The 24,663-nt window shown below is 44.3% G+C and carries 17 protein-coding genes; 8 read left to right on the top strand and 9 right to left on the bottom strand.

All coding sequences use genetic code 11. The annotated features are described in order from the left end of the window. Positions 1-108 precede the first annotated feature (108 nt). On the bottom strand, positions 109-720 hold the full coding sequence (locus ACVBJC_RS06680; protein ID WP_447160100.1) for a response regulator transcription factor: 612 nt from the start codon (positions 718-720) through the stop codon (positions 109-111). Positions 721-968: 248 nt separating this feature from the next. Here ACVBJC_RS06680 and ACVBJC_RS06675 point away from each other — a divergent pair, with 248 nt between their 5' ends. The 4 genes from ACVBJC_RS06675 to nrfD all read left to right on the top strand — a co-directional run bounded on the left by ACVBJC_RS06675 (position 969) and on the right by nrfD (position 6,926). Further along, positions 969-2,759 (top strand): sensor histidine kinase, encoded by a 1,791-nt coding sequence (locus tag ACVBJC_RS06675; RefSeq protein ID WP_447160099.1) that lies wholly within the window; start codon positions 969-971, stop codon positions 2,757-2,759. 361 nt (positions 2,760-3,120) lie between these two features. Continuing rightward, positions 3,121-5,397, top strand: coding sequence for a thiosulfate reductase PhsA (phsA, locus tag ACVBJC_RS06670; RefSeq protein WP_447160098.1), 2,277 nt, complete (start codon positions 3,121-3,123; stop codon positions 5,395-5,397). 12 nt (positions 5,398-5,409) lie between these two features. Beyond that, entirely contained in the window at positions 5,410-5,982 is a 573-nt protein-coding gene (locus tag ACVBJC_RS06665; protein WP_447160097.1) for a 4Fe-4S dicluster domain-containing protein, read from the top strand. After that, positions 5,979-6,926, top strand: a complete 948-nt coding sequence (gene nrfD, locus ACVBJC_RS06660) for an NrfD/PsrC family molybdoenzyme membrane anchor subunit (protein WP_447160096.1) — start codon at positions 5,979-5,981, stop codon at positions 6,924-6,926. The genes ACVBJC_RS06665 and nrfD overlap by 4 nt, the downstream gene beginning before the upstream one ends. A gap of 814 nt (positions 6,927-7,740) precedes the next feature. On the opposite strand, the gene ACVBJC_RS06655 is transcribed toward nrfD, so the two are convergent. Beyond that, a complete protein-coding gene (locus ACVBJC_RS06655) occupies positions 7,741-8,496 on the bottom strand; it encodes a DedA family protein (protein ID WP_447160095.1) in 756 nt (251 codons plus the stop codon). A 546-nt stretch (positions 8,497-9,042) separates the two neighbouring features. Between ACVBJC_RS06655 and ACVBJC_RS06650 the strand changes: the two genes are divergently transcribed. After that, on the top strand, positions 9,043-9,501 hold the full coding sequence (locus ACVBJC_RS06650; RefSeq protein ID WP_447160094.1) for a DUF2127 domain-containing protein: 459 nt from the start codon (positions 9,043-9,045) through the stop codon (positions 9,499-9,501). 103 nt (positions 9,502-9,604) lie between these two features. Here ACVBJC_RS06650 and ACVBJC_RS06645 read toward each other — a convergent pair whose 3' ends face one another. Further along, positions 9,605-12,028, bottom strand: coding sequence for a PilZ domain-containing protein (locus ACVBJC_RS06645; protein WP_447160093.1), 2,424 nt, complete (start codon positions 12,026-12,028; stop codon positions 9,605-9,607). 164 nt (positions 12,029-12,192) lie between these two features. Here ACVBJC_RS06645 and radA point away from each other — a divergent pair, with 164 nt between their 5' ends. Beyond that, positions 12,193-13,566, top strand: a complete 1,374-nt coding sequence (radA, locus tag ACVBJC_RS06640; protein ID WP_447160092.1) for a DNA repair protein RadA — start codon at positions 12,193-12,195, stop codon at positions 13,564-13,566. Positions 13,567-13,832: 266 nt separating this feature from the next. Here radA and ACVBJC_RS06635 read toward each other — a convergent pair whose 3' ends face one another. Together ACVBJC_RS06635 and ACVBJC_RS06630 are read right to left on the bottom strand one after the other, a co-directional pair. Continuing rightward, the gene (locus ACVBJC_RS06635) at positions 13,833-14,198 is read right to left on the bottom strand and encodes a PilZ domain-containing protein (RefSeq protein ID WP_447160091.1); all 366 of its coding nucleotides are present in this window, start codon (positions 14,196-14,198) and stop codon (positions 13,833-13,835) included. Positions 14,199-14,373: 175 nt separating this feature from the next. Then, complete coding sequence (locus ACVBJC_RS06630; protein ID WP_447160090.1) at positions 14,374-14,919, bottom strand: YgjV family protein; 546 nt, start codon at positions 14,917-14,919, stop codon at positions 14,374-14,376. Between the two features lie 466 nt (positions 14,920-15,385). On the opposite strand from ACVBJC_RS06630, the gene ACVBJC_RS06625 reads away from it, so the two are divergent. Continuing rightward, positions 15,386-16,627: a DEAD/DEAH box helicase gene (locus ACVBJC_RS06625; protein WP_447160089.1), complete on the top strand. Its 1,242-nt coding sequence runs from the start codon at positions 15,386-15,388 to the stop codon at positions 16,625-16,627. A gap of 386 nt (positions 16,628-17,013) precedes the next feature. Then, on the top strand, positions 17,014-18,372 hold the full coding sequence (locus tag ACVBJC_RS06620) for an NCS2 family permease (protein WP_447160088.1): 1,359 nt from the start codon (positions 17,014-17,016) through the stop codon (positions 18,370-18,372). A 155-nt stretch (positions 18,373-18,527) separates the two neighbouring features. Here the strand turns inward: ACVBJC_RS06620 and ACVBJC_RS06615 are convergent, their stop codons facing one another. From ACVBJC_RS06615 to ACVBJC_RS06600, 4 genes are all read right to left on the bottom strand, one after another. Then, positions 18,528-20,276: a GNAT family N-acyltransferase gene (locus ACVBJC_RS06615; RefSeq protein ID WP_447160087.1), complete on the bottom strand. Its 1,749-nt coding sequence runs from the start codon at positions 20,274-20,276 to the stop codon at positions 18,528-18,530. 46 nt (positions 20,277-20,322) lie between these two features. Next, the gene (locus ACVBJC_RS06610) at positions 20,323-21,207 is read right to left on the bottom strand and encodes a UDP-2,3-diacylglucosamine diphosphatase (protein ID WP_447160086.1); all 885 of its coding nucleotides are present in this window, start codon (positions 21,205-21,207) and stop codon (positions 20,323-20,325) included. Positions 21,208-21,365: 158 nt separating this feature from the next. Next, positions 21,366-22,721, bottom strand: coding sequence for a YjiH family protein (locus tag ACVBJC_RS06605; RefSeq protein WP_447160085.1), 1,356 nt, complete (start codon positions 22,719-22,721; stop codon positions 21,366-21,368). Between the two features lie 357 nt (positions 22,722-23,078). After that, positions 23,079-24,623 (bottom strand): methyl-accepting chemotaxis protein, encoded by a 1,545-nt coding sequence (locus ACVBJC_RS06600; RefSeq protein WP_447160084.1) that lies wholly within the window; start codon positions 24,621-24,623, stop codon positions 23,079-23,081. Positions 24,624-24,663 lie beyond the last annotated feature (40 nt).

Raw genomic sequence — 24,663 nt, 5'->3', positions numbered from 1 at the left:
GATTTTGCTGTTTGCTGTTTGCTGTTTGCTGTTTGCTGTTTGCTGTTTGCTGTTTGCTGTTAGCTAGCGGTTAGTTTGAGCTGTGATATGGCCGCAACGTCAACGGCTCTAGTCACTTTGTGAGGAGAGTAGTGGCGCGAGTTTGACTAACTCGGCTAGATTACTGACCCCGAGTTTACTCATCAGTTTTGAGCGGTGCACCTCAATCGTTCTTAGCGCCACACAGAGTTCATTTGCCATCTGCTTATTGGTATTACCGGCAATGACTAAATCAAAAATTTGCGCCTCTCGTTCAGTTAATGTGTCAATCAAGGCTTGATGGGTTAACTTCCAATGTTGGCGGACGCTGTACGCTAAGCCTTTAGCGATAGATTGTGACAATAAATGACCTTGAACCGGTTTTTGGAAAAAGTCGAAAGCCCCATTTTTAAAGGCATCCACAGCCATAGGCACATCGCCGTGACCCGTTAAGAATATGACAGATAAAGGGCTTTTAGCTTGTGTGAGCAGTTGCTGCACTTGTGGGCCGGTAAGTCCTGGCATTCTGGCATCTAAGATCACGCAGCCAGCCTGGCTTAAATCAATCTCTGCAAGAAAGCGCACGCCACTACTAAAGCAGCTTAGCTTATAGCCGTAGCCATCCATTAAAAAGCTGATGGAATCAACAATTGCTTCGTCATCGTCAACTAAATAGACCGGGCCGTGGATTTGCTGTTGCACAGTGTCTTCTCATATTTATACGGGGATAAATGATAGATATCCCAGTTCCCAGTTTTTAGCGAACTATTTTTCATAAAGCATGAATTGCATCACGCAGCAAAAAAGTGGACCTAGCGTAAGCTATCGCTAATCAACACAATTCCTCTATTCGATTAACGTGCTTTTATTTTCCGCTAGATAACAATCTCTTTAACTAATGTCGGGAGATGTTCGGTAGGGGAATAAGTTTGTCAGTGGAGCCTAAGGAAATGAAATTGCCTAAGATTTTGTTCTGTCTATTTGTACTGCTTTTCTCATCTGCCACTTGGTCTAAGCCTCAGCAGCTTTATGTTGGCGTGCTTTCAAATTGGGGGCACCAGCAAGCAATTGAGCGCTGGAAACCTATGATGGAGTACCTCAATGAACAGGTGCCTCAGGCTGAGTTTCATGTATACCCAGGTAACTTTGAAGCACTCAATTTAGCGATGGAACTGGGGCAAATCCAGTTTATTATTACCAACCCTGGCCAATACCTGTATCTCTCTAATCAATACCCTTTGTCATGGCTAGCAACGATGCGCTCAAAGCGACATAACGGCAGCACCTCGGCGATTGGCTCGGCAATTATCGTCAAGGCAGACAGCGACTATCGCACTTTATATGACTTAAAGGGCAAGATTGTCGCCGCTAGCGACCCCCACGCACTGGGCGGCTATCAAGCCACTGTCGGTTTAATGCATCAGTTGGGGATGAACCCAGACACTTATTTTGGTCAAACCAAGTTTTTAGGCTTTCCTCTTGATCCGCTGTTATATCAAGTTCGAGACGGCAATGTCGATGCGGCGATTACGCCTTTATGTACCTTAGAGGATATGGTTGAACGTGGCTTGATTAACCGGGCTAGCTTTCGAGTGTTGAACCCTAGCCGCCCAGAGGGGATCGAGTGTCAATGCAGCACTAACCTTTATCCCAATTGGTCGTTTGCAGCGACAGAAGGTGTCAGCACTGAACTCAGTAAGGAGATCACGCAAGCGTTACTGGATTTAAGTGCCAATGACCCCGCGGCAATTCAGGCGAACCTAAAGGGGTGGACCTCGCCGATTAGCCAGTTAGCGGTGATTAAATTATTTAAAGAGTTGCACGTAAAATCACCGGATAGCAGCCGCTGGGATGCCGTTAAAAAGTGGTTAGAAGAAAACCGTCATTGGGGCATTTTATCTGTTTTAATTTTTATTATCGCAACCCTATATCATCTGTGGATTGAATATCGTTTCCATCAAAAAAGTAGCTCATTGATAGAATCTGAGCGCCAGTTAAAGCAGCAAGCTATTGCCCTCGAAAGACTGCAAAGTGCATCGATTATTGGTGAGATTGGTGCAGGGCTTGCCCATGAGATTAATCAGCCTATTGCAGCCATTACCAGTTATAGCGAAGGCGGTATTATGCGGTTGCAGGGACGGCAGCAAGCAGATGTCGATGCTTGTATTGAACTGTTAGAGAAAATCCATAAGCAATCGACTCGCGCGGGGGAAGTAGTACATCGTATACGTGGGTTACTTAAGCGCCGCGAGGCGGTGATGGAGGATGTTAATATTCTCACCTTAGTGGAGGAGAGCGCCTCACTATTGAGACTTGAGCTTGCAAGGCGAGAGATCCAGGTTGCTACCCAAATTAAAGGCGAACCCTTTTTTATTACCGCTGACCGAGTTGGGCTTTTACAAGTGTTGATTAACTTAATAAAAAACAGCTTAGACGCGATAGCCGATTCTGATAATGCCCGCACAGGACAAATTAGCATAGAACTCGACTTTAAAGAGTCTCAAGTCAATATCTCCATCCTTGATAATGGTCCTGGCTTAGCATTAGAAGCCGATACCTTAATGGCAACCTTCTACACCACCAAAGTGGATGGATTAGGGCTTGGTTTAGCCATTTGCAGAGAGGTGATTAAGGAGCATGACGGGCATTTTGTGTTGGCTAATCGCTGTGATGAACAATCTGGCTGCGTAGCAAGAGTGCACCTGAAAAAGCGTGGCAGTGAACAGGCAGTTACTATTTAAACGTTAAATAAGCAGTTAATCCTATCTAATAGTAGCAATGTGCGGTCTTTGGCTTTATATAAGCGAGCCGCACATTTTGTATCAAAAACACGTTGTAACCAGCAAAAAGGTAAACTTTTTTACGGTATGTGGTTTACCACAATTTACAGTTTTTAGTCGCTGTGTTGGCGTAAAATTGAACTGTGAATTGCCTCACAAACACCAGCACCACATAGTCGGTATGTGGTTTACCACAATATTCAATCTCTGCAGGCTCAATAACAATGAGGAAAACCTTAGGAATGAGTTGATTGCAAATAGCGATTAACACAGGGCTTAATTCATCGCTCTCCTAAGGATCATTGTCATTGGGAGATTTAACATGAAACTAGATCGGCGAACCTTCATTAAAGGGGCCGGAGCCGGCACAGCGACTTGCGCATTAGCATCGCTTCCAGGCTCTTTGGCTGCCCTTGGACATTCTGAGCTGCAAGGTAGTGCAGAGTCTATCGCAAGTATTTGTGAAATGTGCTCAACCCGCTGTCCAATCTCTGCCCGAGTCGTAAATGGCAAGAACGTATCAATTCTTGGTAATAAGAACGCTAAATCATTTGGCGGAGCTGTGTGCGCCCGTGGTGGTGCAGGTCACAGCCAACTTTATGATAAGCAACGTATTGTTAAGCCGCTTAAGCGTGTTGGTGAGCGCGGAGAAGGTAATTGGCAAGAGATTGAGTGGGATGAAGCCTACAGTATCATTGCAAAAAACCTCAATAAGATTAAAACTGAGCACGGCGCTGAAACCGTAGCCTTCTCATCAAAATCAGGCTCTCTATCAGGCCATCTGTTTCACCTAGCCAAAGCCTTTGGCAGCCCAAATACCTTTACTCACGCGTCTACCTGTCCGGGCAGTTATGTGATTGCGGCTAAAGCGATGTTTGGCGGCAAAATCAAGCGCGATTTAAGCAACTCTAAGTACATCATCAACTTTGGTCATAACCTTTACGAAGGCATTAACATGTCTGAGACCAGAGGCATGATGAATGCACAAATGGAAAAGGGCGCTAAGCTGGTGGTATTTGAACCGCGCTTCTCGATTGTGGCTGATAAAGCCGATGAGTGGTATGCGATTAAGCCGGGCACTGACGTTGCGGTTGCACTGGCAATTTGTCATACCCTAATCGCAGATGACTTATACGACAAAGCCTTCGTGGCGCAATATGTGTCAGGTTTTGACGAGTTTGCCAAAGAAGTTAAGGCTTATACACCTGAGTGGGCAGAATCTGTTAGTGATGTGCCAGCTGAAGATATTCGCCGCATTACTCACGAATACGCAGCCGCTGCGCCACATGCGTTAGTCGATTTTGGTCACCGTTCATCGTTTACAACAGAAGAGTTTGAGATGCGCCGGGCACTTTATGCCGCTAACGTATTAGTGGGTAATATCGAGCGTAAAGGCGGTCTTTACTTTGGTAAGAAAGCATCTAGTTATAACAAGTTTGCTGGTGATAAAGTCGCACCGACGTTAGCGAAACCAGGTGTTGATGGTATGCCAAAAATTGATGCTAAGCGCATTGATATGGTCGATGAACAGTATGCATTAACCTGGTCATCGGGTGGTATTTACCAGACGATTCTCGATTCTACTCTAGATGCGGTTCCATACCAGTTACGTGCGTGGGTAATGAGCCGTACTAACCCAATGCAAACCATGACAGACAGAGCCCGTATTGTTGAAACAATGCAAAAGCTCGACTTTATCGTGGCCTGCGATATCTATATCAGCGAGTCTGCCGCTTACGCCGACATTTTCTTACCCGAATCAACCTACCTTGAGCGTGACGAAGAGATCGCCGATAAGTCGAGTAAGAACCCTGCTTACTACGTGCGTCAGCGTGTGGTTGAAACCATTGGTGACACTAAACCTAGCTGGCTTATCTGGAAAGAGCTTGCGACAGCGTTAGGTCAAGGTCAGTTCTTCCCATGGGAAAATATGGAAACATTGCAGCTGTTCCAAGTACAGCGTGATGTGAATTTACTCAGAAAAATTAAAGATGAAGGTTTTGTTAGCTTCGGTAAGCCACTAATGCTGCGTGAGCGTGGCATGGTCAGAGACTTTGTTGCTGCGTACCCCAATGCAAAAGCCGTTGATGCTGATGGCACATATGCCAGCCAGTTAAGCTTTAAAACGCCGTCGGGCAAGATTGAGCTTAGCTCAGATAAAGTGGAGAAGATGGCGCCGGGCCGCGGAGTTATTCGCTACCGCGAAGTGACCATGAAAAAAGCCGACGAGTTGTTCTTTATTCAAGGCAAAGTGGCTGTACATACCAATGCGGGTACGCAAAACGTACCCATGCTGGCAAATTTAATGTCTGACAATGCGGTGTGGATCCATCCGATCACAGCGGGTCTGTTGAATATTTCAAGTGGCGACAAGATTCGGATCTATAACGATACAGGTAGCGAAGAAGGTCATGCCCTCGTGACACCAGGTATTCGCCCAGACACCGTATTTGCTTATATGGGCTGCGGCTCAAAGAATAAAGAGCTTGCCCGTGCAACCGGTAAAGGTGTGCATTGCGGTAACTTACTTCCTCATGTGACGTCTCCGGTAACAGGTATGAATCTGCATACTACCGGTGTCAAGATTGCCAAGATTTAATCGGAGTTAATTATGACTAAGCGTTATGTTCTCGTGCACGATGAAAACAAGTGCATTGGCTGCCAAGCATGCAACGTGGCTTGCCGCAGTGAAAACAATGTGCCTGAGTCGGTGACTCGAATTCAGGTCAGAATCGAGGGGCCGTACGGTAACTTCCCACACTTACATTTTAAATATAATCGTGTGTCTTGCGAGCAGTGTGAAAATGCACCTTGCGTTAAAGTTTGCCCAACGGGCGCGGCCTATGTGAATGATGATGGCATTGTTTCCATCAATGAAGGCAAGTGTGTTGGTTGTCTATATTGTGTTGCGGCTTGCCCTTATAAGGTTCGCTTTATTAACCCAGAAACTCGGGTGCCAGATAAGTGTGATTTCTGTAAAGAGACACGTTTAGCCCGCGGTGAAGAGCCTGCATGTGTCACCGTTTGTCCAACTCAAGCATTAACCTTTGGTGATGCCAATGACATGAACTCTGAAGTGCGTAAAGTGTTAGACACCAAACCGCACTACCAACAAAAGGTAAACCTAGGCACTGAACCGCGGGTCTACCGCATTCCTAGCCGTAAAGGAGGGATCAAAGCATGAACAATATCTGGGGTTCGATGGAACAATACGATCCGGTAGTGTGGAACTGGATTATCGCGGTGTACTTATTCATGGCGGGTTTGTCAGCTGGCTCTATGCTGGTAGCCATTGGACTTAAATGGTACAAGCAAAGTCGTGGTCAACCAACCGAAGGTTTACCTGTGATTAAGGCGGCAGCGGTCATTGGCCCAGTGGCGATCAGTTTAGGTATGGCGCTGCTGGTACTGGATCTGACTAAACCGTTTGAGTTTTATCACATCCTGCTTAACTACAACCTGACGTCAGTGATGGCATGGGGGGTGATAGCACTGCTGGTTTATATTCCGTTAGTGTTTGTTTTTGCAGCAATAGTGTTTGAAAAACAAGTGCTGCATTACGCACCTTGGCTTGCAGGAACATTAAAAGTTTGTCGCCAGTTGGAAAATAGCATTAATAAGCTGATTTTCGCCCTAGGTCTAGGTGTTGGGGTTTATACCGGTTTCTTACTTTCAGCCTTGATTAGCTACCCTATTTTAAACACGGCGGTATTGCCTGCGCTGTTTTTAGCATCCGCCTTATCAGTGGGCTCTGCGGGTAACATTTTGGTGGCGACCTTGTTCTTTAGTAAGAAAGAATCAGATTGTATCGAGCAGGTGCACCGTATCGAGTACCCAGTGGCCTTTAACGAAGCACTTTGTTTGGTACTGCTGTTTGTCGGGCTTAACTTTTCAGGCCCAGCGGCGCAAGCGGCAACAGCAGCAATTACAACAGGTACTTGGGCGAGTGTGTTCTGGCTTGGCGTAGTGGGCTTAGGTCTTGTGGTCCCCGTTCTTGCGAGTACATTAGCACCTAAGGCTTGGCGACATACTAAAGGCTTCTTGATCACGGTATCGTGCAGCACCATTCTAGGCGTATTAGCACTGAGACACTTTGTGGTTTACGCTGGCCAGAGTTATATCAGCTAACTCAAAGTCGTTAATTGTCCTTCAATTTGCTTAGGCCAATTGAATCGCACAAGCCCAAACATTCGTTTGGGCTTTTTAATTTAGCCCCTGTCATCGATAACCAAAAAACAACAGCCAAAACCTAACACCTGAAGGCTAGCTTTTATCTTCTAGCTTGGCTCTGACAAAACGGATAGCTGATCTTAAATAAGAATGGCTGGCCTCACTGAAAGTGGACTTTAACAAGGACGATTGAACAAGAAGCTTTGAATAAGGAAGGGTGCATAAGAAAAGATGAATAATAAAAGTTGAAAGAGTACTTTTAAAGGCGGTTGAAGGAGTATTTGGAGCCATCGCGGGGCATAGGGGGTGGAGCATTGGGGTTAGAAGAGTGAGTTTGGATTATTACGCTTCATGTCACACATTTGACCATTACAACAACACTTAGATTGGTAATTAGGTCAATACTTAGATTGCTACTTAGATTGCTACTTAGATTGCTACTTAGATTGCTACTTAGATTGCTACTTAGATTGCTACTTAGATTAGTACTTAGGATTAGTACTTAGATTGCTACTTAGATTGCTACTTAGATTAGTACTTAGATTAGTACTTAGATTAGTACTTAGATTAGTACTTAGATTAGCACTTAGGATTAGTACTTAGATTAGTACTTAGATTAGTACTTAGATTGGTATTTAAATATCAAGCAGCTCCCTTTTGGGAGCTGTTTACATCAGTGCGCTTTGGCTGCTTATAAGGCAAATAATAACAATCTGCCTCCTGCGAAGGCGGACTCTGTCACACCTATGTTAAAGTTTATCGGGCAACGGGGTTATTCGACCGGGTTTTTCAACAAAGATGATTTTTTTGCCATTACCGTTTCTTGGATCTTTTCGTGGATTTTTTCTTGAAGCACGTCTGTCACTACTGACTTTTTAGCGCGTCTTTTCTTAATTAAAAAGCTGCTTAATAGACTGATGATTGCAACGCCTAAGGTAATCATAGGGGCGATAATGAGCGCCATAGTTACAAATCTCGCTATATTCTCAGGTAGATAAGATAGTGAGTAGCCAAAGCCCAATAATAGTGCACTCCAAATTGCAGCGCTTAGCCATGCAAAGTAATGAAAGTGAGACACCTTTTTAATGTGCAGCCCCATCATTAACGGCAGTAAAGGGCGAACGACAGGAATAAAGCGCGCGGTAAATAGGGCTAATAAACCATGCTTATTAAGCAAGTTATCTACCGTTTTCATGCGCTTTTCTGGGACGGCATCTATCCAGCGTTGAATTTTTGGTAGTTTATGTAGCCATCGACCTTGAATGAAGGCGACCCAGCTTCCCGTTGCGCCAGCGACAACTAATGCGGCAAACGCCATTGGCAGGCTAATAATGCCAGCAGCAGCCAAGCTGCCTGACAGGATCACTACGCTGTCACAGGGCATAGGCGCTGCAGGAAGCAATGCGCTTTCTAGCCAAATTAAGGTGAATATACAGAGGTATATCATGGCAGCACTGCCAGGGCTTTGCAGTAAAGCGAAGTCTTGCTGCCAAAGGGCAGTGATGACTGAGACAAATGAATCTAGCATTGTCGGTGTTCCTAAATGGGCCAAGTACTCAAGGCGGCAGCCAATTATTGCAATCGTTAGAGTAGGTTACTTAGAGTGGTTCATTAAGATTACTCTGTAAAGTGACTGACGAAAATGATTTTCAAAAGTGACTTAAGTGTATTACTAGTGTGGCGTTTTAGCGGACGATAAGGGTGGAGTTTTCTCCAGTCTTTATGCGCAACTCGCCTGAGTTAGCACTATACATCAGGATGTAATGGCGCAAATTAACTATTCAGCTTCATTAATAAAAATACATCTTCAGTTCATCATTAATTAATCATTAGTGATTAATTGTTCTATTTTTATAAGAATAGAGTGATAAAAGGTTGGTTTTAACCTGCACTGGCGAGGTGTGAGTGAATTATCATTCATCCGCCACAAAAGGCACTAAAATGGCGTAAGATTACAGTCTAATTTTCTATTATCCATGACCGCTAGTCCTTAATAACTGGCATTTATTCATCATCAGTACTTAGGGTCATTAGGTCACCAAGAAAGGTTACTATGTCATCAAGAGCAGTCACTATGTCGTCAAAAAAGAAGGGGCTAAAAGCTGTCGCGCTACTTGAAGCCTCAAAAGGCCTGTTATCGGTACTGGTTGTATTTGGGCTGCATACATTAGCCGGGGACAATATTCAGCATTTTGTTGAGGCGCTGCTCAGCCACTCTCACTTAAATCCTGCCAATCATTTAGTACAAGAGGCCATTAGCGAGGCGGGCAAGGTGACTGCAAGTAATATTAGTTTGGTTATGGCCGGCGCTTTATTGTATGGGGCTGTGCGATTTATTGAAGCCTATGGCTTGTGGCACAGTTTAGTGTGGACAGAGTGGTTTGCCTTGCTTAGCGGCGGGATCTATCTACCATTTGAGGCCTACGAGATGTTCACTAAACCCAGTTTATTAACCGCTGCAGTTTTAGTCATTAATCTTGTGGTTGTGGGTTACATGTACCGAGTGATTAAGCCTAAAAGCTTGATATCGTAAGGTTAGAATTGGGTGCACTTAAACAAATGCACCTGAAATAAGATGCACTTGGAATAAGGTGCACCTGAAATAAGATACATTTGGATTGAGATGAAACTGGAGGTTAACTTTCAGCGCTCAGCTCTGGGAACCGCAGTAACACTTCTTGAGTGATATCTAAAAGCTCGCCTACGCCTATGATGTTCCATAGTTGTTGTTCGAGTTTCTTGCCCTTGTGAGGGGCGTGAATCGCAATATATTCCAGTTCGCGACGTATGTAGTTTAAGTCGGGTTTCCCCGTGGCTCCGCGGTAAACTCGCAGTGCTAAAAACTCGCCTAGATGTTGGCTGCGCTGAATAAAGCTAAGCTGCTGCGCGTATTGAGGCATATCACTATCGCTAATGCAGCGGACTTTAATCTGTCCTTGAGACATACGTGAGATCTGCACCAGGACTTCAAAATGAGATAAACCATGCTGAGGCTTCATCGTGCGAATAGGCGTAATAAAGTCACGTCTTAATTTACCGTCATTTAGCAGCGGCGCTAAATCATAGGCGAGTGTATTGTAGCTTTGAGAGGCAAACAGGTTAGCAATATGGTTTTGCTGTTTACCTATCCCTAATGTCGAGATATAAGCCGACTTCACCGTGCGCTCAAGATAAAAGGGGACAGAGACCAGATTGCGCATGATGATATTTTTCATCCCATCGGCCAGCTCTTTCACATTTTGGTTATTTTCGGTGATTTTTTGCAGTTTGTCCCGATTGTGCTCAATCAAGCGGTTTAAAAACTCCACGCCGACATGAGGTGTATGGCCAACTTGCGCTGCTAGGTGCAAGGTGATGCCGTTTTTACGAGTACGGATCAGTCGATAAGGAAGTGATGCTAAAGATATCTTGCCGGCCAGAGGTTGTAGCTTAGGAAAGCTGATTAAAATAGGCTCATCCAGATTGAAGTTTACAGGCTTTATGATGCTAAGTTTCATACCCCGGCTTGAAATGTCATCGGTACTTGCCACCACATTCAGCTTGCCTTGGCTAAGCAGTGCAGCGGTTTTAAAGGCAAAGCGTGACTCATTACGTCGTTCGCTAAATTGCAGTGAGATAAGTTTAATGGTGTGCGCAGATATTTTCTTTTGCCCAAAGATTTTTAACTCATTAACATTAGCTTGGTTATCTGTGTCTTGGTTGATTTTTGCCCAGCTCTGATATAATTCACTCGCCTTACTGGGCGTCATATCAATGATCTGTAATACATGGCTAAAAGCACTCAGTTGCGTTTCTGTTAGCGCTGAGTAGCGCCCTTCATCGCCGGGTAAAATACTGGCTTTATAAGATTGTTGATGATCGATAGTTTGTTTGCTGACTTTAAATATTTTAAAGCTAGGCTTAGTCGCCGCAAAACTTAAAAATAGCGCTAACAGACCACGAGAATTAAGCTCTGCCAAGCTCGCTGAATAAAAGAATTTTGCGCCTTGTACAGTGAAGGTGAAGCAGAAGAACTGGCTATGCTGGTTATCATCAGCCGAATCTATAATGCGCTTTAGTCTATCTGGCGTGAGAAAGCTGCTTAGTTGGCTAATGTCCTCTTCATCTTTGAAATATTCGCTAATGGCCTGGTTATCACGGCTCAATAGTTTATGGCTGAGTACCAATTGCGAGTCGAGATTAGCCTCTGGGTTTGCCTTCGTTGCAACAAATAACGGCAGATGGGGTAGGTGCGGTAGATAATGACGCTCAAAGCCAAGCCCTTTAGTGGTCGTTAATACGTCATTAACATCGACTTTGTAACGGAACTTATAGCCTCGGATCAGCTTTTCTAGCATATCGGCTAAGGCATCTGTGCCTGATAGCCGTTTCAGTCTAAGCCAGCTGTACTCTTGATTGTGCTCTACGTCGACAATTTGATAGTCCACGCCTTGTTGCAGATCTTGATGATAGTACTCGTCGCTTAGCTCAAGCAGCTTAACCCGAATAGGCATATTGGTTTGTAGGCTATGTTTTGCCTTCAGGCGGATGCGTGCGCCGCCCACAGAGAGATCGACAGTAATACCATCAAGATTGAGGTGGCCTTGAGTCACATTGATGCGCATGCTGTAGTTCATCCGCTCTTCACTGCGGGCAAAGTAGCTGCCTAATACCACACCATCGGCGACAAACGGCGATGAATTTACAACGGGCTCATTTTGACCCGATCGTCGCTGTTTAGTAATTCGTTGTTTATGGCTATCAATGACTTGCTCATACACTCCTAAGGTGTACTGTTCGCGATAAAGGGCGAGGGCTTCTAAAAAGCTTTCTTTCGCTGGCGCATCGAGGTAGTGCTGCTGCTGTGCAAAACTAAATATTTCACATTCGAGTTCAGTTTTATTGCGTAAGTCGATTTTTCGAGTACAACTGGAGGCGAGTCTATTGAGCTCCATTTTGAGCAAAAAGCGTGTTGAATTGGTTTCATCAACAGTAAGCTGTTCGAACAGTTCTGAGAATTCCGGTTCCATTAATAGGGGTTTTAACTGCTCAACAAGTGCTTTGTGCAAATCTAAAGTCATTAATCACTTCTTTTGGGATGCTAAAAAGACCAATGGCTGGTAGGCTCATGGACCAATATTTGAGGGGAATATTCTCTATTCCCGCTATCTTAAATAAGTATCGGCCAATATTGGCGTTACTTTACTGATTTTATACGATCTAAAAATGCGATCTAAAAAGAGTTATGGCAAAGAATAAAACAGCTTACGTATGTAATGAGTGCGGTCAAGATTTCCCTCGTTGGCAAGGACAGTGTAGCGCTTGTCAGGAGTGGAATACCATTAGTGAACTTAAAATTTCTGCATCTAAGCCTGCGCGTAGCAGCGTCTCTGGTTATGCGGGCTCTGTTGGCGGTGGTTCAAAGAAGCTAAAAGAGATTGAAGAGTTTGAAGCGCAGAAGATGCTGACCGGTATTGGTGAGCTCGATCGTGTGTTATGCGGCGGTTTAACCACAGGCTCAGTTAATATTATTTCTGGCGATCCGGGAGCCGGTAAAACCACGATTTTGTCGGATTTAGTCTCGCGTATGTCGCAGTTAATGCCGTCACTTTACTGCACTGCCGAAGAGTCATTATCTCAGTTTAAAAACCGTGTTAATCGTCTTAAGTTAGATTGCAATGAAGACAATTTATATTTAATGGCTGAAACCAGCGTTGAAGCCATTATTGCAGAGCTTGAAGAGAAAAAAATTAAGTTTGCGGTTATCGATTCAATTCAAGCAGTGGTTACCGATTTAGCCAACGGGAGTCCAGGCTCACCGTCACAGGTTAAAAGTAGCGCTCAAGCGCTAACTCAGTATTGTAAGCAAAATAACGTGACCATGTTTTTAGTCGCGCACGTCAATAAGAATAATGAAACCGCCGGCCCACAGACACTGATCCATATCGTCGATTGTTTAACGCATATCGAGTGTAACGACGGACAGATCCGCACACTGAGAGCGAATAAAAACCGTTTTGGTGATGTGGATACCGTCGGTATTTTTAAAATGACCGAGCGCGGTATGATAAGTGTTGATAATCCAAGTGAGATTTTTCTTTCAGGCTCAACTACCGAGTCGCCAGGGGCTGCTATCACCTGCATCCGTAAAGGCAATCGAAATCTGTTACTTGAAATCCAGTGCTTAACGACAGAAACTGAAGCTGAGTTTCCACAGCGAGTTTGTGTCGGTTTGAATATGAACCGCATTAAGATGCTGACAGGGATCTTGCGTAAACATACTAAGACTAAAATTTTCCACGATACCTATTTTAACTTGGTAGGTGGCCTTAAAATTGATGAGTCAGAAACCTGTATTGATCTGGCTTTGGTGACGGCTTTACTCAGTAGTTTGAATGACTTTGTTGTCCCGCGAACGACCTGCATTATGGGGGAGCTCAGTTTAAACGGCGACGTTCGCCCCATTGATAGCGGTGTACCAAGGGTTAAAGAGGCGGTTCAACATGGCTTTACAGAAATCTATATTCCATTTCGTAATTACCATAAATCAATGGAAGGTTCTGGCGCTAAGATTATTCCGGTGAAGACTATCCATGAACTGCTTGAGCTGATTAATTAGCGGGGCTGATTTTTTGAGTAGCGGATTTTGATTAGCGTATTTGAGTAGAGTATTTTGGCTGAGTCTTTGCCCCAGTACTAAAACATTAAAGTACTAGTACGTTAAACTACTAAAATAAAAAACAGCAAAAAAACGCCGCATGATTTGCGGTGTTTTAGGTATGAAAGTCAGTATCTTGCCTTGTCGTGGCTGGAGTGTAGAGTCGCTGGATTACGGATTACGGATTACGGATTACGGATTACGGATTACGGATTACGGATTACGGATTACGGGTTATTTGGCACGAATAATCGTTCTAATTCTCTATCTAGTAATGCGGCATCACCAAGGTTGAGCTCAAGCAACCGTCGTAGATGGCTAATGCTCTCAACATCAATGTGCTTGCAAGCTAGCCCAAGCTGTTGGTTTTCTTGGTGCACTATCTGCACTTGCATCTGCAATGTGATTTCAGAGTCAGGAATTAAAATCTCGAGTTTCGCGCACTTTATATTCGGCTCCCACTGGGTTGGCTGCTCGATGAGGGCGCCATTAAGGCTAATATCTAATAGCTTGGTTCCCCAGCTGCAATCATGGCTAATGAGCTTAACATCTGTGGTAAATAGTAACCGCGAAAATAACCGTCTTTCATCCATATCGATCCTTGATCCTTTAGCATATTGAGTTGCTGCGACGCGAATATTGCTATGTTTGTATTCATGATCTATGGGCGTAATCATAAGCTACAAGATTATTCTTGTACAAATTTGTCGCCAACAAACTTGCGGACACTAAGCGTTAGCGGTTTTAAATACTCGTGAGTTAACGTATTTAAGCCGTTTGCTCACTGCGATATTGAGGTTGTCTATGGGGTAATAAGCCGTGTGTTAAAATCGCTACGGTCACTAGCTGGTATAACATTCCAGACCAAGACAAAAGGTACACAGAAAGCGTTAAGTTAAGCAGGTTGCTAAGTAAAATAGCACAGCGTAATTTTGTACCGCTTGAATAAAATAGCGCAAAACTCATCATTACAGCGCTGGCAACAGTGCACCATTCGCTCCAGTGTTCGGCCCATATAACGCCTTGTAGAATCGCAATGCTTGAAAACAGCACAGGCAGAATCATCTTAAAGTAACTATCCCGGCTTGAGCTATGTCGACACGTCGCAAAGCGCACAGCATTAACAAGTTGATTGAGCATGCCCAATGTGCTGCCAAGTAACCCTAAGTGGATTGCTGTGAGACCAGATGCGATGAGGCTGCCTGATAGCAATTGTTGATCATTTTTTTGAGAGTTGGCCCACCAACCAATGGCCATTGAAATAAAACCTAAAGCTTGGACCCAAAGTAACCCTTGATGTGATAATTCGAACACGAAACTGCAAAACCTAAAAGACATTAAAAAACGGATTGCTATTGTCGTTTTTTTGCGCAGGGAAACTGTGATCTCAAGTGGCTTACTCGGATTTATCGGTGCAGTTTTATAGCGACTTGTGAGCCAGATCGCTTAAAATCTGTTCAGGCTAAACCTGTCATATTCAAATAGGACGTTAATTGATAGCTTATCAATAAGCGGCAAAGGTAAAATAGCGGACTCACTTTTGCTCGATAGCTAATATGGGCTTTCGGTGTAACGGCTTGAAGTCGCAATTTGAGGCTAGCTTTTCGGTCTTAGGCCGATGGCGTTCATTGAGCACAATTGTTTTAGAATGCAATAGCACTTGTAAGTGCAAGTCGCCACCTACGAGAAATTGTTTGCTATGTTTAATGCTTTGGCTTGTTTCAACACTGAGAAGCCTGCAGCACTGTAATATTTATGTTTTAAATCAAGGAATACCGACGTGTCATTTTCATCTCTGCCTTTAAGTGAAAAACTGCTTAGTGTGATAGCACAAAAAGGTTACCTGCAGCCAACAGCCATCCAGGCTGAGGCTATTCCTGCTATTTTGGCTGGCCATGACATAATGGCAAGTGCCCAGACTGGGACCGGAAAAACCGCGGCGTTTACCTTGCCTTTACTGCAGCGCTTAATCGATAAAGCCTCCAGCGAGGAACAGAGTATAGTCAAACAGGCCTCGGTGCTGGTATTGGCGCCAACTCGTGAACTTGCGGTGCAGGTTAATACCAACGTTAGTCAGTATGCGGTTAATACCGATATTACTAGCATGGTGATATATGGCGGTGTGAGTATTGATGCCCAGGCGACAAAACTTGCAGCAGGTGTAGATGTTATTGTCGCGACTCCCGGGCGATTACTGGATCATGTGCGCCGTGGGACACTCAATTTATCCTGTATCGAATACTTGGTATTTGATGAAGCTGATCGCATGTTAGACATGGGATTTATGGATGAAATTAATGCGATTTTAAAGCAACTGCCAGCCAAGCGTCAGACTCTATTATTTTCAGCCACTTTTAGCTCGGCCATTTTTGACTTGAGTAAAAAGTTACTCCAAAAGCCGATTAGAATAGAGGTCGATAAAGCCAATAGTGCCGCAAGTAGTATCGAGCAAGTGGTTTTCGCTGTTGATAGTGAACGTAAAACAGAGCTTTTGTGCCATCTGATTAATAAGAACGCGTGGCAACAGGTGCTGATCTTTAGCCGTAAAAAGCAAACGGCTGACCTTATCGCGCAAAAAATGATAGCGGCAGGGATTGAGGCTAAGGCGTTTCATGGTGACTTAGGCCAAGGCGCCCGCGAGCAAGTACTTAATGACTTTAAACAAGGTAAGGTTAAAGCGCTGGTGGCAACCGATGTGGCAGCCCGTGGCTTGGATATTGTTGAGTTAAAGGTCGTTGTTAATTATGAAATTCCATTTGTGGCAGAAGACTATGTCCACCGTATTGGCCGTACCGGCCGTGCGGGAAACACCGGTAAAGCGATAACCCTCTACAGTGAAGATGATGCCTTACTGCTTGAAGAGGTGGAGTCTGTATTAGATAAACGCTTGCCGCAGCAATGGTTAGAAGGGTTTGAGCCCGACTTAACTAAGCTTGAGCCTATTACGCGCAAGAACAGTAAAGCCGCTCAGCGCCAAAGAGCAAAGAAGCGTGCGTTAGGCGCTAATAAACGTCGCCGATAAGCAGTCGTGCTATTTGGCATGAATGAGTAACACTAACAATTAAGTCTTTAGTGTTACTTTTTACCTTTTAGCGCCCTCGACCTGAAAAGCCTTCATATGAATCGCGATTGGCATATTTTTTGTTGATACGAATCAAAAATCTTCTTTGTGAACTATTTCCCCGTTGTTGATTGCTGTAAACTCCGCGCCAACAACGGCTGTGTTGGTAAAAGTAAATTTTACCAGGCATATTGCTCGCAGGTCACTTTGTGTAAATATTCGTTTTAATATACATAAGGTGGATCTCTCACCCGACATTTTTAGTCGGGGCTCTTCCTGCCATAGCCAAGTGGCCAATTGAACTCAATTGGTTAACCCTATTTAAGAGATCAAAAGGTATCACTACTATGAAGTCTGAACAGACTCTTGCAAGCTCTGCTACTCCTACCGATTCTGTCTTGGATCGCTATTTCAAAATATCAGCCCGTGGAAGCACATTAAGACGTGAAGTGATCGCGGGCTTAACGACGTTTCTTGCTATGGTGTATTCGGTGATTGTCGTACCGAATATGTTAGGTGCTGCGGGATTCGACACTGGTGCAGTATTTATCGCCACCTGTTTAATTGCGGCATTTGGTTCCTTGCTAATGGGCTTGTGGGCAAACCTGCCAATGGCTATCGGCTGCGCAATTTCACTGACGGCATTTACCGCCTTTAGCATGGTGCTTGGCCAGGGGATCTCAATCCCAGTCACGTTGGGCGCTATCTTCTTGATGGGTATAGTGTTCACTCTTGTGAGTGTCACAGGTGTTCGTCAGTGGGTACTGACTAATCTGCCTAAGGGCATTGCTCACGGTACAGGCATTGGTATCGGCTTATTCTTATTGCTGATTGCCACCAACAGCGTGCAATTGATTGTTGCCAACGATACAGGTTTACCTGTTGCGCTAGGTGATATCCATAGTCTCCCCGTTATCGCGACCATTATCGGTCTGGCAGCAACCATAGGCCTTGAGCGCCGCGGCATGCCGGGCGGTATTTTGTTGGTGATTATTGCACTGTCGGTATTTGGATTAGTATTCGACCCAAGTGTTAAGTATCAAGGGCTTTTTGCTTTTCCTGATCTGATGTCTGATGAGTCGCTTATAGGCCAGCTTGATATCATGGGCGCGTTAAATCCAGTCGTGTTACCGATTGTTCTGGCATTGGTGATGACCGCTATTTTTGATGCAACAGGTACCATTCGCGCCGTAGCTGGTCAAGCAGAGCTGCTGGATGACAAAGACAATATTATTGGTGGCGGTAAGGCGTTAACCTCTGATTCTGTAAGCAGTATCTTTGCAGGTGCCGTTGGCGGCGCTCCAGCTGCTGTTTATATCGAGTCTGCTGCGGGTACCGCAGCTGGCGGCAAGACGGGGTTAACGGCCACGATTGTAGGTGTGTTATTTCTGCTGATGATGTTTCTTGCACCATTAAGCTACTTAGTACCGGCATACGCCACAGCGCCAGCGCTAATGTATGTGGGACTATTGATGTTAAGTAACGTGACTAAGCTTGATTTTAACGACAAAGTCGATGCTATGGCCGGATTAACCTGTGCGGTATTTATCATTCTTAGTTGTAACATTGTGACAGGTATTATGCTGGGTTTTGTGACCTTAGTTATTGGCCGACTATGTAGTGGTGAATGGCGTCAAATAAAGCCGGGTGTACTGGCTATTACCGTTGGTTTAGTGGCATTTTATATGGGCGGCTGGGCTATCTAGCTTAAACGAAATAGAGTTAACCTCCATATTAACAGACGTCAAAAAGCCAGTCCTTGTTGACTGGCTTTTTTGTCTCTTGTTAGCCCCACAGAGTTAAATTAGTGGGTTAAGTTCACAGGTTAAATTGGCTGCTAAGTTAATCGCTAAGTTAAGACTCATTTTATCTCATCGCCAAGTTGTAACTCTGGTCGGTGGCAATCCAAGTAGCGACTACGTTTCTTAGCGGTAAGTTTGTGAGTGTCAACTAACACTAAACCATCGATACAATCACCAAATTCGACATCAATGCCAAAATCGAGAAACGTTACCCCACCTTGAGTGCACAGCTCACCATATTGTTTAAAAAGTGTTGGAATGGCGCTGTCCATGCTTGCCATTGTTAGCTTTAGTTGTTTAAAGCCTTCTGTGTAGTCTAAATGAGAGTAGCCTTGTTCAAGCTCTATTTCGCGGTTTACACCAAAAGTAAATGGGCTGTAGGAGTGAGCGAGTGCTTGCTCGCAGGCAAACTGGGTTTTATAAAAATGGATCAGACGCTCTTTGGCGCGCTCCGGAATTTGATCGCTCAAGGAGACCGGTCCAAATAGATAGCGGTATTGTGGATTACGAACTAAAAATGCGCCAATGCCAAACCATAGGTAATCTAAGCTACGCTTACCCCAATATTTAGGCTGCACAAAACTGCGACCAAGCTCTAATCCTTGCTCAAAGTAGGGCGCGAAATTATCGTGATAATTAAATAGAGACTGACTGTATAGGGCATCTTCCCCTTGCAGTTGATGCACCTCTTTAGCGCCGGCAAAACGATAGGAACCTACGATTTCGAGTACACTCGGATCCCACAAGACTAAGTGCTGATAATAGGCATCGTACTTGTCGGTATCACGGCGCTTACCACTGCCTTCGCCAACGGCACGAAAGGCGATTTCTCTAAGGCGGCCAATTTCACGCATAATTGGACTGCTTTGTTTATGTTGATACAGATAGATTTTTTTATTGTCTTGAGTTTCACCGAGCAGCTCACATTGATGTAATGCCGCCACCAGTTCTGCACGTGGTTCAGGATGGGCGATGGCATTTTGAGTGCTAAACAAAGGGCTACGGTTTTTGCCTATGCGATAGAGGTGGTTTTTCAGCAGTTTCACTTTGGTTTTTAACGGAAAGTCGGTGCTGTTTACGACTTCTTTGGGGATTAGCTCGCCGATACGAATGGGCATGGTTTTCTTAGCTTGCTTAAACATCTCTTTGATCAAGAGTAAGCTTGCTAACGGTTTGTAGATCATTGATGCACCGTAAAAAACAGCCGAATTTTTAGCGTCAGCATACATGGGCAATAATGGCGCTTGGCAAGCTTTGGCTATTTTAACAAAGCCAGAATGCCAGTGAAGATCCACTACACCACGGGGGCGTAAGCGTGACACTTCACCTGAGGGGAAAATTAATACCGCTCCCTCATTTTTAAGGTGTTGATGGATATTATCTAGATGTAGCTTTGGGGTTCCGCCCGACATATTGCGTACTGGAAGCAGTATCGAATGCATGGGTTCGAGTGCCATTAATAACTCGTTGGCAACCACTTTAATATCGGGTCTGACCTTGCTGATGAGCTTTATCATGGCAAGGGCATCGAGGGATCCAATAGGGTGGTTGGCATAAATCACTACGCGACCTTCATGGGGGATATTTTCAATCTCGCTGTTTGGTACAGAGTAATTAAAGTTAAAGCTGGCAAGTACTTGCTCAACAAAGTCCACCCCTGTTAAATAAGAAAACTGTGTAGCGATAGCGTTACACTCTTTTTCGTTTAATAGGTAGCGCAGCATGGCTTTAGTCGGTGTTGATAACCAGGGGGTTTTATTAATTTTTGGCAGCTTTTGTTCTACTACATTGTCGACGGTAAATATCATGAGTTCACCTAAATTGAGTTCACTTGATTAACTTCGCTTAACTGGCTTAAGCAACACGCTGCTGGGTAGCGGCTTTCTGGTTATCGTCAAAAGAGTAAGACTGGATCAGTTCAGCCTCTGCAGTGGTTTCATTCCATTTCAGTAGTTGAATGTCGCCTTGTAGGGATTCAGCTATTAAGGTGCAGTTCTCCACCCAATCACCATCATTGGCGTAAAGGAGCTGCTGGTTGATGCACAGGGCAGGTTGGTGAATATGACCACAAATAACACCATCGACACGCTTGCGTTTAGCGTAGCGCACAACTGCAGCCTGATAGTCGTTAATGGCTTGCTGGGCTTTATTGATACGTAGCTTGACGTAACTGGCTAAGGACCAGTATGGGTAGCCAAACCACGTGCGGAGCTTGTGTAGCCCACGGTTTAGAAGCAGTAAGAGGTCATATAGGTGATCGCCCAGCTTTGCGTAAGCGCGGCCTATGCAAACTTCTGAGTCAAACTGATCGCCGTGCAGCATAAGCAACTTTCGGCCAGTAACTCCGGTGTGGATATATTCGGCCGCAATGGATAAATCCCAAAGGTGAAAACCATTATATGGCTTTAATACTTCATCGTGGTTACCTGGAATATAAACAATGTTGACCCCATCTCTAGCCATTTTAAGCAGTTGTTGCAGCACGAGATTATGGGATTCAGGCCAATAAACCCGTCGCTTCAATGCCCAAATATCAAAGATATCGCCAACAAGGTATAAAGACTCAGTCTGCATGTGTTTAAGTAACTGTAAAAGGTACTCAGCTTTACAGTCTTTGCTGCCTAAGTGCACATCAGATAACCATACGGCATTGAAACTCGGCTGAGTCGTTACGGGGGGGATCGGGCTGATTGATGAGGTGGAGGTTAAGCGTGTTTTTTCTCTGGGCTTATTGCTCATTGGCTTGCCATGTAAACGATGACTTGCAGTTAGACTAGAACGGCTTATTGACTGGTTGATGAACGATTTGTGGCGAATTTATGACAAGAATTGGCTACGGTGTGAAGCACAAAAAAAGGAGCGATAATTCGCTCCTTTTTTACTTAATGTCGTGAGAGTTAGAAAATAAGGTGAGCCACACCTGCAATAACAGGTAGCGTCACTAATGTTCTAAGAATGAACACGACAAACAACTCAAGGAAGTTGACCGGAATTTTACTACCAATCAATAATGCACCCACTTCACTCATGTAGATAAGCTGAGTCACAGACAAGGTTGCGATAATAAAGCGCGTCATATCTGATTCAATAGAACTGGCTAAAATTGCAGGGATAAACATATCTGCAAAGCCAACCATAATCGTCTTTGACGCGGCTGTTGCTTCAGGAACTTGTAATAGCTCAAGCAGTGGAATGAAAGGCATTCCTAAGTATTCAAAAATTGGGGTGAATTCGGCAATCATTAAGGCGATAGTACCAATGCCCATTACCACAGGGATCACGCCAAAAATCATATCAACGACGTTCTTCACGCCATCAATCAAAGTGTGCTTAACACCGCCAGCTTGAGACGCTTTATTAAGTGCCTGATGCAAACCCCAAGTAAATACGTTATAGCCTTCAGGGATCATTTCATCATCAGAGTGACGAGGCGTCTCATCAATATAGATGTCTTTCTTCCAAGAAAGTGGTGGCAGTTTAGGTACCACTATCGCGGCAACAAAACCGGCAAGACACACCGTGAGGTAGAAAGGGACGAACAAATGCTCCAATTGAACCTGAGAGATCACAACGAGAGAGAAGGTGATTGAAACCGCTGAGAAAGTGGTACCAATCACAGCCGCTTCTCTTTGGGTATAGAAGCGAGCCTCATATTGCTTGGTGGTCATCAAGATCCCGACGCTACCGTCGCCTAACCATGACGCCAGACAGTCGATAGCACTACGACCTGGTAGGTTAAAGATAGGGCGCATAACCTTGGTTAACATGGTGCCCAATAACTCAAGAAGACCAAAGTTCAGAAGTAGTGGCAGCAACATACCTGCAAATAAGAATACTGAAAACAGCACAGGTAATAGGTCATTTAGAACCAGCGCCCCGGTTCCGCCTGAGCGTATGGCCTCAGGGCCAACACCAAAGAAGGTTAGCGTGATAAAGATTGCGCCAAGTAAACGCACCACTAACCAGATAGGGCTGACGTTAAATAACGAGTTAAGAAAACGATGTTTAACAATAAATTGTGGCTGAAACACTTTGGTCAGAAGCGAAGCAATTGCTGTGAAGATAACCACAAATGTCACCATTGCGACGATTACACCGCTCAATAGATTCTGTAATCCTTTCGAGATGATCGCGATAGGGATCGTGAGGGCATCTTGATAACTGATTGGCATCATAAACAGCAATAGACCAATCAAAGATGGCACGATAAATGTGAGTATTGTTTTAATATTGTGGGTTTGTTTTTCTGACACTTTAATTAACACCCTAAATAACGAGATTTTGCTTAATGACAATAAACAGACGTCTATGCATAAACAGATAAGTTATTGAATATCCATTCAACTGTTAGTTGGCGAGCGAACCGCCATAAAATATCTTAATAACACCATTCTATTATTATGTAGTGTAATTCACTACGGGCGAATAGTTATTAGCTCAATATGATTATTTATATTGTATCGGAAGTTTGCAAAAAAGCACAAAACTTTTTTGCGGTTAACTCTTTTTAAAACAAATGTTTGCAAATGATGCGCAGATGTTGATTTGTCGTGTGCTGTTTTCGCCGTCACGTTTATTTTGTGACGGCAAAATGGGCTTTTGCAGAAGGTTTAACTAAATGTTTTTCTCAAAGATTTTGCTTTTTCTGCATTGAACTTTAACTCTTTAACAGAGGCCTCAACTAGATTAACCGCGCATAGGTTTTCACTAGATGCCTGGCTAATTTGAGTGATATTTTGGTTAATCTCACCAACAACTAAGGTTTGTTGCTCGGCCGCAACCGCATTTTGTACCGCTAAAGCTTGAATTTCTTTCATTGATTGATAGATGGTATCGATTTTATTAGCAGATTTTTCGGCATCTTCGCTGCATAATAATGCTTTAGATTTACTGTTATCCATCTGCTTTGACCATTCGGTTAGCATGGAAAACATTTTATCGACGCTTTTCGATATGCTGGTCGTTGATTGCTGAGTGCGACTCGATAGCGCTCTGACTTCATCGGCAACCACTGCAAACCCTCGACCTTGATCTCCGGCGCGGGCGGCTTCGATTGCCGCATTAAGTGCGAGCAAGTTAGTTTGTTCTGCAATGGAGTCAATTTCAGACATCGCACTGGCAACGCGTTCAGCTTCTTTATTTAATAGGTGGGCATTTTCTGCTGCTTGAGTAACAGAGTTTGAAAGGTGATTAATGCTGACGGCATTTTGCTGCATCATTTCGCGGCTATCGTGACAGACTTGATAGGTTTGCTGAATGCTTTCAGAAGTTGATTGGGTATTTTTAGCGACTTCGCTAATTGTCGATCCCATCTCTTCGGTGGCACTGGCAATAAGTTCTATCTGCTGGTTCTCAAGATTAAGACCTACATGGGTTTGCTGTGCCGCAGCTATTAGCTGGCTCGCAATATCTTCAATATGCTCGGCATTGTCTTGTGAACGACCAAGCACGCCTTGTAGCTTGGCATCTTTCATCATAAGTTGAAAATCGAGTAAAGATGAAGTGTCACGGCCACAATAGATAAAGCGGCTGATAGAGTCGTACTCTTGTTTCATCTTCATTAATCTTGCAGGTACTTTAAACGCCTCGTCATAAAAAATGGCCAGGTTGACGGCCATTAAGATGATGCCTGCAATGATGACCGCCCAGCCCCATATTGCACCGGCAATCAATAGCCCTGTACTTGCACAGATTGCTGAGAGCAATCTCTTATTGGCTAAGCTGATGGGGTCATCGACACGTTTACCTTGATTGAGACGCTGGTAGATTTCTGTGGCTTTATTGGTGAGTTGGGGGCTTGCCGCCATGCGAACCGATTGATAGCCGATGAGCTGACCTTTTTCAAATAAGGGCGAAACAAATGCATCGACCCAATAGTATCGACCATCTTTACAGCGGTTTTTAACCACGCCGCGCCAGGATATACCCGCTTCTAATTTCCCCCACATCTCTTTAAATGCTGCTTTGGGCATGTCTGGATGACGAACCATATTATGATTGTTGCCGATAAGCTCTGTTTCACTAAAGCCTGACACTTCAATAAACCTTTGGTTTACGTAGGTGATAACACCGCGTCTATCAGTGGTCGATATGAGTTGATCTGTCGGGGTTAACTTAACTTCCTGATTGATAAGGCTTACCTGTTTTCTTGTCATTATTATTCCGAGTGACAGCAAAAAGCATCGCAATTCCACA

It is taken from the genome of Shewanella sp. 0m-6, from assembly GCF_052977325.1.
Note: the sequence above shows the minus strand (reverse complement) of the source record. Positions and strands in the feature narration are given on the sequence as shown.

Bases quoted from the DNA above. Each gene is read 5' to 3' on its own strand.
- ACVBJC_RS06675 (WP_447160099.1), top strand. From the start codon at position 969: ATGAAATTGCCTAAGATTTTGTTCTGTCTATTTGTACTGCTTTTCTCA.
- phsA (WP_447160098.1), top strand. From the start codon at position 3,121: ATGAAACTAGATCGGCGAACCTTCATTAAAGGGGCCGGAGCCGGCACA.
- ACVBJC_RS06665 (WP_447160097.1), top strand. From the start codon at position 5,410: ATGACTAAGCGTTATGTTCTCGTGCACGATGAAAACAAGTGCATTGGC.
- nrfD (WP_447160096.1), top strand. From the start codon at position 5,979: ATGAACAATATCTGGGGTTCGATGGAACAATACGATCCGGTAGTGTGG.
- ACVBJC_RS06655 (WP_447160095.1), bottom strand. From the start codon at position 8,496: ATGCTAGATTCATTTGTCTCAGTCATCACTGCCCTTTGGCAGCAAGAC.
- ACVBJC_RS06650 (WP_447160094.1), top strand. From the start codon at position 9,043: ATGTCGTCAAAAAAGAAGGGGCTAAAAGCTGTCGCGCTACTTGAAGCC.
- ACVBJC_RS06645 (WP_447160093.1), bottom strand. From the start codon at position 12,028: ATGACTTTAGATTTGCACAAAGCACTTGTTGAGCAGTTAAAACCCCTA.
- radA (WP_447160092.1), top strand. From the start codon at position 12,193: ATGGCAAAGAATAAAACAGCTTACGTATGTAATGAGTGCGGTCAAGAT.
- ACVBJC_RS06635 (WP_447160091.1), bottom strand. From the start codon at position 14,198: ATGGATGAAAGACGGTTATTTTCGCGGTTACTATTTACCACAGATGTT.
- ACVBJC_RS06620 (WP_447160088.1), top strand. From the start codon at position 17,014: ATGAAGTCTGAACAGACTCTTGCAAGCTCTGCTACTCCTACCGATTCT.
- ACVBJC_RS06615 (WP_447160087.1), bottom strand. From the start codon at position 20,276: ATGATATTTACCGTCGACAATGTAGTAGAACAAAAGCTGCCAAAAATT.
- ACVBJC_RS06610 (WP_447160086.1), bottom strand. From the start codon at position 21,207: ATGAGCAATAAGCCCAGAGAAAAAACACGCTTAACCTCCACCTCATCA.
- ACVBJC_RS06600 (WP_447160084.1), bottom strand. From the start codon at position 24,623: ATGACAAGAAAACAGGTAAGCCTTATCAATCAGGAAGTTAAGTTAACC.